Annotated in this window: 11 protein-coding genes and 1 pseudogene; 5 read left to right on the forward strand and 7 right to left on the reverse strand. The window is 61.4% G+C overall.

The window, feature by feature from the left end:
* Nucleotides 1-36 precede the first annotated feature (36 nt).
* From IB234_RS18895 to IB234_RS24470, 5 genes and pseudogenes are all read right to left on the reverse strand, one after another.
* Nucleotides 37-1,182 (reverse strand): catalase family protein, encoded by a 1,146-nt coding sequence (locus IB234_RS18895; RefSeq protein WP_192320797.1) that lies wholly within the window; start codon nucleotides 1,180-1,182, stop codon nucleotides 37-39.
* A 12-nt stretch (nucleotides 1,183-1,194) separates the two neighbouring features.
* Nucleotides 1,195-3,075: a di-heme-cytochrome C peroxidase gene (locus IB234_RS18900; protein ID WP_192320799.1), complete on the reverse strand. Its 1,881-nt coding sequence runs from the start codon at nucleotides 3,073-3,075 to the stop codon at nucleotides 1,195-1,197.
* A gap of 139 nt (nucleotides 3,076-3,214) precedes the next feature.
* Nucleotides 3,215-3,829: a hypothetical protein gene (locus IB234_RS18905; RefSeq protein ID WP_225580679.1), complete on the reverse strand. Its 615-nt coding sequence runs from the start codon at nucleotides 3,827-3,829 to the stop codon at nucleotides 3,215-3,217.
* A gap of 7 nt (nucleotides 3,830-3,836) precedes the next feature.
* The gene (locus IB234_RS24465) at nucleotides 3,837-4,571 is read right to left on the reverse strand and encodes a methyl-accepting chemotaxis protein (RefSeq protein WP_412547930.1); all 735 of its coding nucleotides are present in this window, start codon (nucleotides 4,569-4,571) and stop codon (nucleotides 3,837-3,839) included.
* 123 nt (nucleotides 4,572-4,694) lie between these two features.
* Nucleotides 4,695-5,468 (reverse strand): annotated as a pseudogene (locus tag IB234_RS24470) (cache domain-containing protein); the annotation flags it as partial.
* Nucleotides 5,469-5,661: 193 nt separating this feature from the next.
* On the opposite strand from IB234_RS24470, the gene IB234_RS18915 reads away from it, so the two are divergent.
* Complete coding sequence (locus tag IB234_RS18915) at nucleotides 5,662-6,492, forward strand: undecaprenyl-diphosphate phosphatase (protein WP_192320803.1); 831 nt, start codon at nucleotides 5,662-5,664, stop codon at nucleotides 6,490-6,492.
* Between the two features lies 1 nt (nucleotide 6,493).
* Nucleotides 6,494-7,189 carry a DUF1294 domain-containing protein gene (locus IB234_RS18920; RefSeq protein WP_192320805.1) on the forward strand — a complete coding sequence of 232 codons (696 nt, stop codon included), beginning with the start codon at nucleotides 6,494-6,496 and terminating at the stop codon, nucleotides 7,187-7,189.
* Here IB234_RS18920 and IB234_RS18925 read toward each other — a convergent pair.
* Nucleotides 7,186-7,533, reverse strand: coding sequence for an MmcQ/YjbR family DNA-binding protein (locus tag IB234_RS18925; RefSeq protein WP_192320808.1), 348 nt, complete (start codon nucleotides 7,531-7,533; stop codon nucleotides 7,186-7,188). The genes IB234_RS18920 and IB234_RS18925 overlap by 4 nt on opposite strands.
* Nucleotides 7,534-7,607: 74 nt before the next feature.
* Between IB234_RS18925 and IB234_RS18930 the strand changes: the two genes are divergently transcribed.
* Nucleotides 7,608-8,114, forward strand: coding sequence for a DUF1993 family protein (locus IB234_RS18930; RefSeq protein WP_192320810.1), 507 nt, complete (start codon nucleotides 7,608-7,610; stop codon nucleotides 8,112-8,114).
* Between the two features lie 58 nt (nucleotides 8,115-8,172).
* Here the strand turns inward: IB234_RS18930 and IB234_RS18935 are convergent, their stop codons facing one another.
* Nucleotides 8,173-9,738, reverse strand: a complete 1,566-nt coding sequence (locus tag IB234_RS18935; protein WP_192320812.1) for a methyl-accepting chemotaxis protein — start codon at nucleotides 9,736-9,738, stop codon at nucleotides 8,173-8,175.
* Nucleotides 9,739-10,406: 668 nt separating this feature from the next.
* On the opposite strand from IB234_RS18935, the gene IB234_RS18940 reads away from it, so the two are divergent.
* Both IB234_RS18940 and IB234_RS18945 read left to right on the forward strand, forming a co-directional pair.
* Nucleotides 10,407-11,717 carry a nucleotide sugar dehydrogenase gene (locus tag IB234_RS18940; RefSeq protein WP_192320814.1) on the forward strand — a complete coding sequence of 437 codons (1,311 nt, stop codon included), beginning with the start codon at nucleotides 10,407-10,409 and terminating at the stop codon, nucleotides 11,715-11,717.
* Nucleotides 11,718-11,808: 91 nt separating this feature from the next.
* Nucleotides 11,809-13,290 (forward strand): glycosyltransferase family 2 protein, encoded by a 1,482-nt coding sequence (locus tag IB234_RS18945; RefSeq protein ID WP_192320816.1) that lies wholly within the window; start codon nucleotides 11,809-11,811, stop codon nucleotides 13,288-13,290.
* The last annotated feature ends 22 nt before the right edge of the window (nucleotides 13,291-13,312 follow it).

Below are 13,312 nucleotides of genomic sequence, written 5' to 3' on the forward strand. Positions count from 1 at the left end.
TAAAGAACAAGGCCGCCAGAGGGCGGCCTTGGCGTTTCAGTGCGCCTGCTGGGCGTCGTTGCGCTGGTGGCGGTAGACGCTGACGGCTTCGTACACCGCCTTGCGCAGGCGGTTGATGCCACCGATGGGGCGATGTTCCGGCAGGGCGTGCCAGGGGTTGAAGGAGAGGTTGTCGCAGGTCAGGTTCTGCTCGCGACTGTCGAAATCCTGAGCCGGTACATGGATGGTCGCCACCGTCTCGAACGGCGAGATGTCCTCGCTCCACTGCACGCTGGTGTCTTCGATGGGCATGTAGTAGTTCGGGTCTTGCCGCTGCACCTGCAGGGCGAAGCAGGCTGGGGCTCGGTCAAGCGACAGCTGCTGGTACAGGGCGTTGCGCAGGAAGTTGGGCAGGGCAGTGTTCTGCTCCGGCAGCTCGTAGGGCGGGCAACTCTGCGGATCGGGGATCACCCGGTACTTGATGTTGTGTGGGCCGAGCTTGAAGGGTGCGATGGAGTTGTAGGTGGCGGCCACCGGGCTCTCCGGGGCTGGAGCCAATGTCTTCAGGGCGATGATCAGGTGGCGGATTTCCCAGGTGCGCGGGTCCAGGCTGGGGAAGAAGGCCTGCACCTTCTGGCCGCTGGCCTGCGCGGCGAAGTTCTGCTTGTACTCGGCGACGTCGCGTACGAAGAACACTGGATGGTTGAACATCACGAAGTCCTGGTTGGCGGCGGTGGCCTTGCTGCTGAGCAGTTTTTCTCCAGGGACGTCGAGCAGCTTGACCGCCATGCCACGGGCATCGCGGGCGCTGTCGAACTGCGGGTAGGCGTTGCCGTTGGACAGGCGCATCCAGGCCTGCCAGGTCTTGCCCGGTTCGGCCAGTACGCCGTGGCGCAGTTCAGGCGTCAGATTCTGCAGCACCGTCAGTTCTGCCTTCACGCAGCCATGGGCTTTGGCATGGGCGTCACGCAGCACACGGGTGTTGTCGCGGTGCTGTTCGACGATGCGGATGGCGTCCTCGATGATGCCCTGGGTCAGGGCTGCCTCATCCTTGGGGATTTCTTCTTCGGCCGACACGGGGCCGGAGAACTTCCAGGCGTAGTAAGCCGCGCCGAAACCCCAGCCGAGACCACCCACGACGAGGAGAGCGAGCAGCAGCTTGCCGATCAGGCGGCCGAGCCAGAGCCAGAAGCGTTTGAGCATGGTGGCGGTTCCTTAATTGTTGTTCTGGCAGTTGGGACCGGGTGTCCACGGCCGGCTTTCGGTCGGCGTGAGCTGGCTTTCCAGGCGTTCGTCGCCCATCACCTTGAGGTATTCGATCAGCGCATAGCGCTCCTCCGGCTCCAGGTAGCGGCCGATCACCCCCTCGTTACGGCAGCCGTCGCGGAATTCATGGCCACGGTTGCCGTTGCCGGCGACGCTGGTATCGAACAGGAATCCTCCCTTGAATTCGCCAGTGAGGAAGCCGGCGCGTTGCGGGTCGTACTCGAAGTTGCCAACCCAGAACTGGCGATCACGCTCGACCACGGGTGACAGTAGCTGGAACAGGTTGGGCACCGAGCCGTTGTGCAGGAAGGGTGGAGTGGCCCAGATGCCGTGCAGCGGTCGTGCTTTGTAGCCGCGCTTTTCCTGCACGCCGATGGCCAGGCCATAGCCGTCCATGCGCCAGCGCTCGCGCGGCTGAATGCCAGCGTCGCGGTAGGCACGGTCTTCCACGTACGCGGTGACATAGGCCAGGCCTTTGGCGCTGGAGATGCTGGCAAAATCCACTTCTTCCAGGCTGGAGCCGAACAGCTTCACGTCCAGCTTGGCCAGTTCTTCTTTCTGCCAGCCCAGCTTGCGGATGTCGAAGCGATGGTCGGCGATGTTGTCGGCGGTGGTCGAGTCGGTGCCGATGATGCGGGTCGGCACGATACGCAGGTGCCATTCCGGATCGCGTGCCGGTGCCAGGCGCTGATCACGCGGCACATCGACAGGGGCGTGGCAGTAAGCGCAGTTCTCGGCGAACAGGGCGCGGCCCTGGCTGGCGAGCTTCAGATCGACCTTGCCGAAGATGTCTTCCGGCCAGGTCGGCGGTTTCAGTTGCTTGAGGGTTTCCTCCAGGGTGTACAGGTCGTGCAGGCGCACGCTGGACGGGTAACGTTCGCCCTCCGGCATCTCGCCGCCGTTCTCGTCGAACAGATGCAGGGTGGCGCCGACACCGAGTGCCTCGCCGATGTTGCGCGCCATGGGCTGCATGGCCGAGCCGTTCCACTGCACCCAGTCGAACTTCCAGATATCCCACACCTGTGGGTAGCTCACCGGGGCATTGGCCACCCGATAGTTGCTCTCGTCGATGGCGTCGCCAAACACGCTGTTGGCGATGCGACCGAAGGCGTCGGTACGGCCGAAGCCCTCCTCGGTCGGGTAGAGGCCACGGTGCCAGTCGTTATAGGCGGTGCCGAGCAGGCGGTCGAGCACGGCCTTGAAGTCCTCGCGCAGCTGGCTCTTGCCCTGCTCGTAGTTGTCGCCCAGCACGGTCTTGGCGAAGCGATTGAACTTGATCGGGTTGTAGTAGGTGAGCGCCATGCTCATGCCCAGGGCCTGGCCGAAGCTGCCGCCCTTGAGCGTGGGCACGGTGGAGGCCAGCGAATGCAGGGCCGCGCCGCCGTCGATGCGCACGGCCTGGCCTTTGTAGCGCAGCTCGCCGGTGTGGCAGGCCGCGCAGCTGATATCGAGGTACTGGATGCCGGTTTCTTCGTCCGGATGGCGAGCGAAGCCTACCGGCAGGTTGCCGGGGTTCAGCTCGCTGGGTTTCTGCTGCGGGTCGGTGAGGAAGCCGAAGCGAGCCAGATAATCCGGGTTGGCGAACTTGTCCTTGGAGAAGGGCAGCTCTAGGGCGGTGAACCAGTCGTAGTGCAGACCTTTCACCGTGGTGCCCTGGGGCGTGTAGTAGTAGGTCTGGCGGGATTTCTCGTCCCATTGGCCGAGGTAGTTCACCTGTTGCGGCTTGTCGAACACCGGAAGGTTGGGGCGGGCGATGTAGTAGAGGGCAACCGCGAGGACTGCGAGAACCAGCAACAGCAGGACGATCAGGGCACGGCGTATGAGGCGCATAACATCAACATCCCTGTGGTTATTTTTTATTGGGTACGTTTATGCCAATCCACGGCTGCGCTGGCAAGCCGGCTCGCTTGGAAAGCTGAAGGAGAATGTCAGTGTCGGCGGAGTAAGGCCAGGGCAGGGTCGCTGGCGATCAGCAACCGAGCTCTCCAGCCTGGCGATAGAGCATCAGCAGCTTGCGGGTGATGGTCTGCTGGATGTCGTCACGTTCGAACGATGACAGCAGGGTGAGCTTATGCACCTGCAGGCGATGCAGGTGGATGTAGGGCATCTTCTGGTCGAACTCGCGCAGGTCGCCCTTCATCAGGATCGGCAGGAACACATCGTTGATCTTCTTCTGATTGCTGATGATCTGTGCCAGGGCCTGCTTGAATGGCATGGTCCTTGGTGCCGGGCCACCTTCCGTCGTCTGTGTCGTCAGCAACAGGCCCGGTTTGCCCAGTACTGCTCCCGGCAAGACGCAGAGGCCAGTCTTGCGCACGGCGATCGGATCGATGCCGTGCAGGGTGTCGTGAAAGGCGTAGGGGTTGGGCAGGACCACCATCTTGCGCCCGTAGTCGGTGGGGAAGTGCAGGTTGTAGTTGGTGTACAGCTGGCGGGTCGACTCCGAGTAGACGCACAGGCGATTCTCGAACAACTTGATGAAGCGTTCGGCCAGCTCGCGGCGAGCGATGCTGTCCAGGTCCCAGATCAGGTCCTGGTTCTGCTGCTGGCCGAGGTTGACCTCCTGATGCTCCATGCTGCTCATTCACACCTCATACACGGAATTGGCCCAATAGACGGTTCAGCTGTCCGGCGAGCTGGCCGAGATGCTGGCTGGCCTCGCTCGAGTGGTCGGCCGCCAGGGCGTTCTCATGCGCCAGCGTAGCCGCCTGGGTGACATTGTGATTGATATCGTCCACCACATGCGACTGCTGCAGGGTTGCGCTGGCGATCGAGGCATTGAGTCCCGTCAGGTTACGTAGGGAACTGGCAATCTGGCTGAGGCTTTCGCCAGCCTGGCGAGCCAGGTCGACGGTCTGCTGCGAGGCCTGGCTGCTGGCATTGATCACCTTGACCGCGGCTTCCGAGTTGCTCTGCAGGCGCTCGATCATGCTATGGATCTCTGCCGTGGATTGCTGGGTTCGCTGGGCCAGCATGCGCACCTCGTCGGCGACCACGGCAAAGCCACGGCCCTGCTCGCCGGCGCGTGCCGCCTCGATGGCCGCGTTCAGTGCCAGCAGGTTGGTCTGCTCGGCGATGGAGCGGATGACTTCCAGCACGGTGCCGATCTGGGTGCTCTCCTGCGCCAGGTTCTGAATCACCTGGACGGCCTTGTCGATGGTCTCGGACAGGTGGTCGATCTGACGCAGGCTGTTGTCGATGTTCTGCTGGCCCTGCGAGGCCTGCTCTTCGGCCTGGCGCACCTCGTTGGAGGCATGCTCGGCGTTCTTCGCCACGTCCTGTACGGCGTAGGAGACCTCGTTGATGGCGGTGGCGACCAATTCCATCTGCTGCGATTGCTGCTGGCTGTGCTGCTGGGCGTTGCCGGCGGTTTCCCCCAGGGACTGAGACGCATCGTTAAGGCTGCCAGCCGCCTGCAGTGATTCGCCGATCACGCCACGCAGCTTGCCGGTGAAGGCGTTGAAGTGCTCACTGAGGGCGCTCAGTTCGTCACGGCCCTGGCTGTCCAGGCGTCGGGTCAGATCCGCCTCGCCGCTGGCGATGTTGGCCATGGCGCTGACCGCCTCGTCGAGCGGGCGGGCAATACTGCGGGTGATAAGGATGACCAGGGCCGCCAGCAGCAGGGCGATGACGGTGAGGATGGCGAGCACTTGCATGGCCTGGGCGCGGAACTCCGCCTGCACGTCATCGACGTAGATGCCTGAGCCGAGTATCCAGCCCCAGGGCTGGAACAGCTCGATATAGGAGATTTTCGGTACGGGATCTTCCGAGCCCGGTTTCGGCCAGCGATAGTCGACCTGCCCCGAGCTGTTCTTCTTTGCCAGGGCGACCATGTCGTTGAACAGGAATTTGCCGTCCGGGTCCTTCAGGCCGGACAGATTCTGGCCCTCCAGCTTGGGGTTGGTCGGGTGCATGACCATCACTGGGGTCATGTCGTTGATCCAGAAGTAGTCGTCCTTGTCGTAGCGCAAGCCACGAATTACCTCCATGGCCTGCTTCTGCGCCTCTTCCCGGGAAAGGCCAGCGACTTCCAGGGCATGGAAGTGCTTGATCACGCCCATGGTGCTTTCCACGACGTGCTGGGTTTTCAGGGCCTTGGCCTGGTACAGGTCGGTGTGTGTCTGGCGAAGCATGAGGCCTGCCAGGACCAGTAGCATGACGATGGAGGAAAGCAGGATCAGCCACAGGCGGCGGCTGATGGGGAGGGTTCGCAGACTGCTCATGGGGGCGACTCCGGGTTCTTGTTATGGATTGCCGTGTACTAGCTAACTGCCATTTTAGGCGTTGCGCCATCAGCCGTTGGCAAGGAAGCATGGCCGGGGGCTATCTGGTAGCATGCCCGCCGTTTTCCGTCTGTGATCAGGCGTCAATCCGGTTATCGGCCGATTCGGCGAAAAGGCCAGTTCGAGGTGTTTCATGGATTTGTGGACAGCCCTGCAGGTACTGATTCTGGGCATCGTGGAGGGCCTGACAGAGTTTCTGCCAGTTTCCAGTACCGGTCACCAGATTATCGTTGCCGACCTGCTCGGTTTCGGTGGCGAGCGGGCGATGGCCTTCAACATCATCATTCAGCTCGGCGCCATCCTGGCGGTGGTGTGGGAGTATCGCCGCAAGATACTCATCACCGTATTCAACGTGCCGCGCCAGCGCCAGGCTCAACGGTTCACGGCCAACCTGCTGATTGCGTTCCTGCCGGCCGTGGTGATCGGCGTGGCGTTCGCCGACCTGATCCATGAGTACCTGTTCAACCCGATCACGGTGGCAGCTGCGCTGGTGGTCGGTGGTGTGGTGATGCTCTGGGCCGAGCAGCGCAAGCACGAGATCACTGTCGAGGAAGTGGACGACATGACATGGAAGGAGGCGCTGAAGATTGGTTTCGCCCAGTGTCTGGCCATGATTCCCGGCACCTCGCGTTCGGCCTCTACCATCATCGGCGGCCTGCTGTTCGGCCTATCTCGCCGGGCGGCTACCGAGTTCTCGTTCTTCCTGGCCATGCCGACGATGGTTGGTGCCGCGGTGTATTCCGGCTACAAGTACCGCGACCTGTTCCAGCCTGGCGATCTGCCAGTGTTTGCCCTGGGCTTCGTGATTTCCTTCATTTTCGCCATGATCGCCGTACGTGGCCTGCTGAAGTTCATCGCCAACCATAGCTACGCGGTGTTTGCCTGGTATCGCATCGCTTTCGGCCTGCTGATCCTGGCGACCTGGCAGTTCCACCTGATCGACTGGAGCAGCGCTCAGGGCTGACATGGAGAAGCGCGGCGTCCTGAAGAAATGGAACGACGGCAAGGGATTTGGCCTCATCCAGCCGGACGGCGGTGGCGAGCCGCTATTCGTGCATATCTCTTCCGTGCGCGGTCAGGAGCGCCCGAAGGCTGGTGATGTGGTGATCTATGTCGCCGGCAGCGATGCCCAGGGCAGGCCTCGTGCCCAGCACATGCGTCATGTAGGGGCCGCTGCGGGCCGTCCGGGGATTCGCTACAAGGCGACCACTACCATCAGGCCGGTCGACATGGGCAGGTCGCGCCAGGCAGGGCGAGCCGGCCGCACTGAATCAGGCACTGGGGCTCTACCGATCAAGCTGCTGGTACTGTTGGTGCTCTGTGTGCTGCCGGCCTGGGGTAGCCTGACGCTGCTCGGGCAGGGTGTGTTCTGGGTGCTGCTGGCCTATCCGCTGGTCAGCCTGTTCAGTTTCTGCCAGTACTGGCTGGACAAGCGATCCGCGCAGAATGGCCGTTGGCGAACGCCGGAGAACAGCTTGCACATTGCCGAGCTGGTGGGCGGCTGGCCTGGCGCGCTGGTGGCGCAGCAGATGTTCCGCCACAAGACGCGCAAGGCCTCCTTCCAGCTGGTGTTCTGGGCCATCGTTGCGCTGCACCAGGCATTCTGGATCGACCAGTTGGCGCTGGGCGGACGTTATCTTGGTCATCTGTTGCCGCTCTAGTCGAGCAGCAATCCCACCTGACGAATCTTCGGCAGCTTGCGTACCACCAACTGATGCGAGCACTTCAGCAGTTCACGTAGTTCCGCCTCTCCGAGGGGGAGGGGTGGTGCCATGCTGATCCAGTGCGCGCGCGCCAGATACGGGGCGGGGTGGATACCCGGGCGATCGACATAGCCAAGAAACAACTCGGGCTCGACCTTGAAGGCCAGCCGCTGGCCCATGAAGTCGAGGATGGCGAACATTTTATTGCCCGCTATTGAGAACACCCGGTTGCTGCCCCATTTGAGATCCTCGCGGGCGCCGGGCAGGCTCAGGCAATACGCGGCGATCTGTTCATTGGTCATCTGGTTTCATCTCTCCGGCAGGACCGCGGCTACCCTAGCAGAGTCGTGCTGCCTCTTCTTCCAAGGAGTTCCCGATGTCGCTTTCCCTCTACCAGGCCTCGGTGCCTCAGTTCGTACGCATGTTCGGTAACCTGTCAGCCATCCTCGACAAGGCCGCTGCCTACGCCGATGCCAGAAAGATCGACCAAGGTGTGCTGTTGAACGCGCGACTGGCGCCGGACATGCATCCTCTGACCCGCCAGGTGCAGATCGCCAGCGATGCAGCCAAGGGCTGCGTCGCACGCCTGGCTGGTGTGGACGTGCCGAGCTTTGCGGATACCGAAAGCAGCTTCGCCGAGTTGCAGGCGCGCATTACCAAGACCCTGGATTTCATCAAGACCCTGACGCCCGAACAGGTCGCCAGCGGGGAGGGGCGTGAGATCACCCTCAAGGTGCCGGGTAGCGAGCTGAAATTCAGTGGCCAGGACTACCTGCTGCACTTCGTGTTACCCAACTTCTATTTTCACATCACCACGGCCTACGCCATCCTGCGCCACAACGGCCTGGAGGTGGGAAAAATGGATTTCCTTGGCCGCGCCTAGCGATACACCAGATCAACGCCACCGGCCTCACGTGAGGCTGGTGGCAGCAATCGAGTGATCAGCGGTTGAAGCGTTCAACCAGGGAATACTGATCCTGAGCAGTGGAGGTGAGCTGCTCGCTGAGCAGGGCGGTATCCTGGGCCTCGCTCGAGGTCTGGTCGGCCAACTGGGCAATGGTGGTGATGTTCTGGTTGATCTCGTCCGCCACGGCGCTCTGCTGCTCGGCGGCGGCGGCGATCTGATTGGCCATGTCCGCTATGTTGCCCACTGCCTCGCTGATGCCTTGCAATGCCTGGTCGGCCTGCAGCACATGCTCAACCCCTTCGTCGGCCTGCTTGCGGCCTATCTCCATGGTCATCACGGCTTCTTCGGCAGTACGCTGCAGCTTGGCGATCAATGAATGGATCTGCTCCGTGGATTCGGCGGTGCGCTGAGCCAACGAGCGCACTTCGTCCGCTACCACGGCGAAGCCTCGTCCCATTTCGCCGGCTCGGGCGGCCTCGATGGCCGCGTTGAGAGCGAGCAGGTTGGTCTGGTCGGCGATCCCCTTGATCACATCGACCACGCCGCCTATTTCGTTGCTGTCCTGGGCCAGGCGCGAAACGGTTTCGCCTGTCTCGCCCACCGAAACGGAGAGGCGCTGGATGGCCTCGCGGGTTTCCGAGGTGACCTGGCGACCTTCTCCGGTCAGGCGGTTGGCCTCCTGGGTGGCGATTGCTGTGCGGGCGACGTTGTTGGCCACCTCCAGTGTCGTGGCGGCCATCTCGTTGATGGCAGTTACCACCTGCTCCGTCTCCACTCTCTGGCGCTCCAGGCCTGCGGAGCTGCTATGGGCCAGATGATCGGCGTGCTTCGCCTGGCTGGCCAGGCGTTCGGCTGTGTCCTGCAGGCGGGTGAGGCAGGTTTTCAGCCGCGCCTCCTGGCTGAGCATGGCCATCTCCAGCCTGGCCTCCGAGCCTCTGCTATCGGTGTACATCTGCGCGATCAGTGGGTCCGATGTGGTCTGTTCCGCCAGGCGCAGCAGGCGCTTGATACCGCGGGTCTGCCAGCTCAGGCCGGCCAGTCCAAGCGGTACGGAGAGGAGGGCGGCGAGCAGGAAGCCCCAGGTAGAGCCGAACCAGTGGCCGATCATGAAGCCGATCTGGCTGATCAGAATGAATGGCAACCAGGCCTGTAGTACCGGGAGCCAGCGATCAGTGGCGGGAATGGCCTGCTTGCCGGTGTTGATTCGCTGATAGAGCGCCTCGGCACGCTTCACCTGCTCGGCAGTAGGCCTGACCCGCACCGATTCGTAGCCCACCACCTGGCCCTTCTCGAGCATCGGAGTGACATAGGCATTGACCCAATAGTGGTCACCGCTCTTGCACCTGTTCTTGACCACCCCCATCCACGGGCGCCCCGTCTTCAGGGTGCGCCACATATGATCGAACACCGCAGGAGGCACGTCGGGATGACGCACGAGGTTGTGCGGCGCTCGCATCAACTCCTCGCGCGCGAACCCGCTGATGTCGATGAACGCCTGGTTGCAATACGTGATCTGGCCTTTCAGATCGGTGGTGGAAATCAGGCGCTGCTGGTCGGGAAATGTGCGCTCACGCTGCGTGACGGGCTGGTTGTTTCTCATGCGGGTCGCTTCTTGTTCTAGAGGGCTATGCCTAGCTCTTCGGCCGAAAGGCGCGGAAGTTTAGGGGATAACCTGTCCATATGGATAAGTATTTTTACCCCATGCAGGTTGAATTTAGTGAATCTGGTTTTAAGTAAGTATGAAACTTATGGGTGGAAGTTATGTCGCTGCACGCTCCTTATAAATAAGCATGGCAATTTGCCGCTTCGCTTACTTGGTAGCTGGTTGATATATTTTATGGCGCCATAAAAATGGCGATAGAACTTGTGATGTTATGCTAATTGCATTTCTAGTTCTTGAGTCGATATCGAAAACTAGGTTTGGCTTTCTAGAATTCCCTTGTAATCTGCGCTCCAGAGCCTTCAGTTCGAACTGCTGTCAAAGTAATGGCATGTTTCGCTTCTAGAGGGTCGAAATATGAAAACTAGATCACTGTTTTCAGATATTTAACTTTCCTACTGCCCGCCATGGAACTTTGTTGTTTCGCGTGGCATCTGTTTTGCTCGAGGCTGATTGAACTTCCTGTAGCACTTTTACGGGAGCGGACAAACAGCCGAAGCGGTAACAGAGACCAGTGGAAATTGCATTACCTGTTGTCCGGTCTCGTCGCGAAGTGGGCGTCAGCCATGGGGCTGTCGCCTCGATTAACGCAAGGAGGAGATCGTCCAATGCGAATCAGCATCTTTGGGCTGGGCTATGTGGGTGCGGTGTGTGCGGGGTGCCTGTCAGCCAGAGGGCACCAGATCATCGGGGTGGACATCTCGCCTCTGAAGATCAATCTGATCAACGACGGCAAGTCGCCGATCGTGGAGCCCGGGCTGGAAGAGCTGCTGCAGAAAGGTGTCGCCAGTGGCAACCTGCGAGGCACGCTGGATGTGCGCGAGGCGGTACGAAATACCGACATTTCCTTCCTGGCGCCACCGACGCCGAGCAAGCGCAATGGGGATCTCGATGTGTCCTACATCGAGGAGGTCTGCCAGCAGATCGGCAAGGTTCTCCCGGAGAAATCCAGTCGCCACACCGTGGTGGTCCGCAGTACCGTATTGCCGGGTACCCTGCGCAACGTAGTGATCCCGACCCTGGAGAAGTACTCCGGTCTCAAGGCCGGCAAGGACTTCGGCGTAGCGGTGAACCCCGAGTTCCTGCGCGAGAGCACGGCCATCAAGGACTACGATTTCCCGGCCATGACCGTGATCGGCGAGCTGGACAAGACTTCCGGTGATCTGCTGGAGGAGATCTACAGCGAGCTGGACGCCCCGATCATCCGCAAGACTGTCGAGGTCGCCGAGATGATCAAGTACACCTGCAACGTCTGGCACGCCACCAAGATCACCTTCGCCAACGAGATCGGCAACATCGCCAAGGCGGTAGGTGTCGATGGCCGTGAGGTGATGGAAGTGATCTGTCAGGATCACAAACTCAACCTGTCCAAGTACTACATGCGCCCAGGCTTCGCCTTCGGTGGCTCCTGCCTGCCCAAGGACGTGCGCGCGCTGAGCTATCGCGCCACCCAGCTGGACGTCGACTCGCCGCTGATCAGCGCGCTGATGCCGAGCAACGAGGCCCAGGTGCGCAACGCCTACAACCTCATCGCCAGCCAGGACAAACGCAGCGTTGCGCTGCTCGGCCTGAGCTTCAAGGCCGGCACCGATGACCTCCGTGAAAGCCCCTTGGTCGAGCTGGCCGAGATGCTGATCGGCAAGGGCTTCGACCTGAAGATCTTCGATCGCAATGTCGAGTACGCCCGTGTCCATGGTGCGAACCGTGACTACATCGAGTCGAAGATCCCCCACGTTTCATCGCTGCTGCGGGCCGACCTCAATCAGGTGGTCGCGGATGCGGACGTGATCGTGCTCGGCAATGGCGACGAGCTGTTCGAGACCGTGGTCCAGCAGCTGCCGCCCGGCAAGAAGCTGATCGACCTGGTCGGGTTCATGCACCAGCGCAGCGACGAGGTCAAAGAGGGCCTCTGCTGGTAGCGAACTGCTGCAGGTAAACGTGCACAGGGCGTTACAACAACAACAAAGACGCCCCCGTTGCAGAGCGGTAATCCAAACGGGGTTGGCATCCATGGAAAGTCTTCAGGGAAGCTTGCGCAACGGCGCTGGCTGGCTGTTCTATTTGTCGGTGTTGGGTGGCATGGCCTTGCTGCTGCCACACAGCATCTTCGATCCGGAGTCCACGGACTTCCTGCTACTGCTTGGCGTAGTGGGTATCTGGCGTTACTCCATGGGCGCGATCCATTACGTTCGCGGCCTCATCTTTCTCTACATCGTTTATCCGCACTATCGGCGCAAGGCGCGCCGGCTGGGTGAGGCGGCCGATCCTTCCCATGTCTATCTGCTGGTCACCAGCTTTCGCATCGATGCCCTGACCACCGCGGCTGTCTACCGCTCGGTGATCCAGGAGGCGATCGAATGTGGCTACCCGAGCACCGTGGCGTGTTCGATCGTCGAGCTGTCCGACGAGCTGCTGGTCAAGAACCTCTGGGCCCGCCTGGATCCGCCGGAGCGCGTGCGCCTGGACATTGTGAGGATTCCAGGGACCGGCAAGCGCGATGGCCTGGCCCAGGGCTTTCGCGCCATCTCCCGGCATCAGCCGGACAACCGTGCCGTGGTGGCGGTGGTGGATGGCGACACTGTGCTCACTTCCGGCGTGATACGGCAGACCGCGCCGTACTTCACCCTGTTCGAGAATCTCGGTGGGCTCACCACCAATGAGTTCTGCGAGGTTCGCGGTAGTTACGTCATGCAGGAGTGGCACAAGCTGCGCTTCGCTCAGAGACACATCAACATGTGTTCGATGGCGCTCTCCAAGCGGGTGCTGACCCTGACCGGGCGCATGTCGGTATTCCGCGCTGAAGTGGTGATCGACCCCGGTTTCATCTCGGACGTTGAGAGCGACCACCTCGAACACTGGCGCCTGGGTCGCTTCAAGTTCCTGACCGGCGACGACAAGTCCAGCTGGTATAGCCTGATGCGCCTGGGGTACGACACCTTCTACGTGCCGGATGCTTCGATCAACACGGTCGAGCACCCGCCGGAGAAGAGCTTCATCAAGGCCAGCCGCAAGCTGATGTTCCGCTGGTATGGCAACAACCTGCGGCAGAACTCCCGCGCGCTTGGCCTGGGCATCCGGCGCCTCGGTGCCTTCACCAGCGTAGTGCTGCTGGATCAGCGGGTGTCCATGTGGACCAGCCTGCTCGGACCCTCGGTGGCGATCATTGCCAGCATCAAGTACGGCTTTGCCTACCTGCTGATCTACCTGCTGTGGATCGGCCTCACCCGGTTGATTCTGACCCTGCTCCTGCTGGCATCGGGGCACAGCATCGGCCCGGCCTATCCATTGATCCTCTATTACAACCAGATCGTCGGCGCACTGGTGAAGGTGTACGTGTTCTTCCGCCTGGACCAGCAGTCCTGGACGCGCCAGAAGACCAAGCTCAACCGCGATCTCGCCAGCTTCCAGCGCTGGTTCAACACCTGGTCGTCGCGGGCAATGACCTTCTCTGCCGGCAGCGTCTTCGTCGCCACCCTTATGTGGATGGTGTGAGCGGCGCCCCGCGAATACCTCT

Source organism: Pseudomonas sp. PDM16 (assembly GCF_014851865.1).
In the GTDB taxonomy this organism is placed as follows: Bacteria; Pseudomonadota; Gammaproteobacteria; order Pseudomonadales; family Pseudomonadaceae; genus Aquipseudomonas.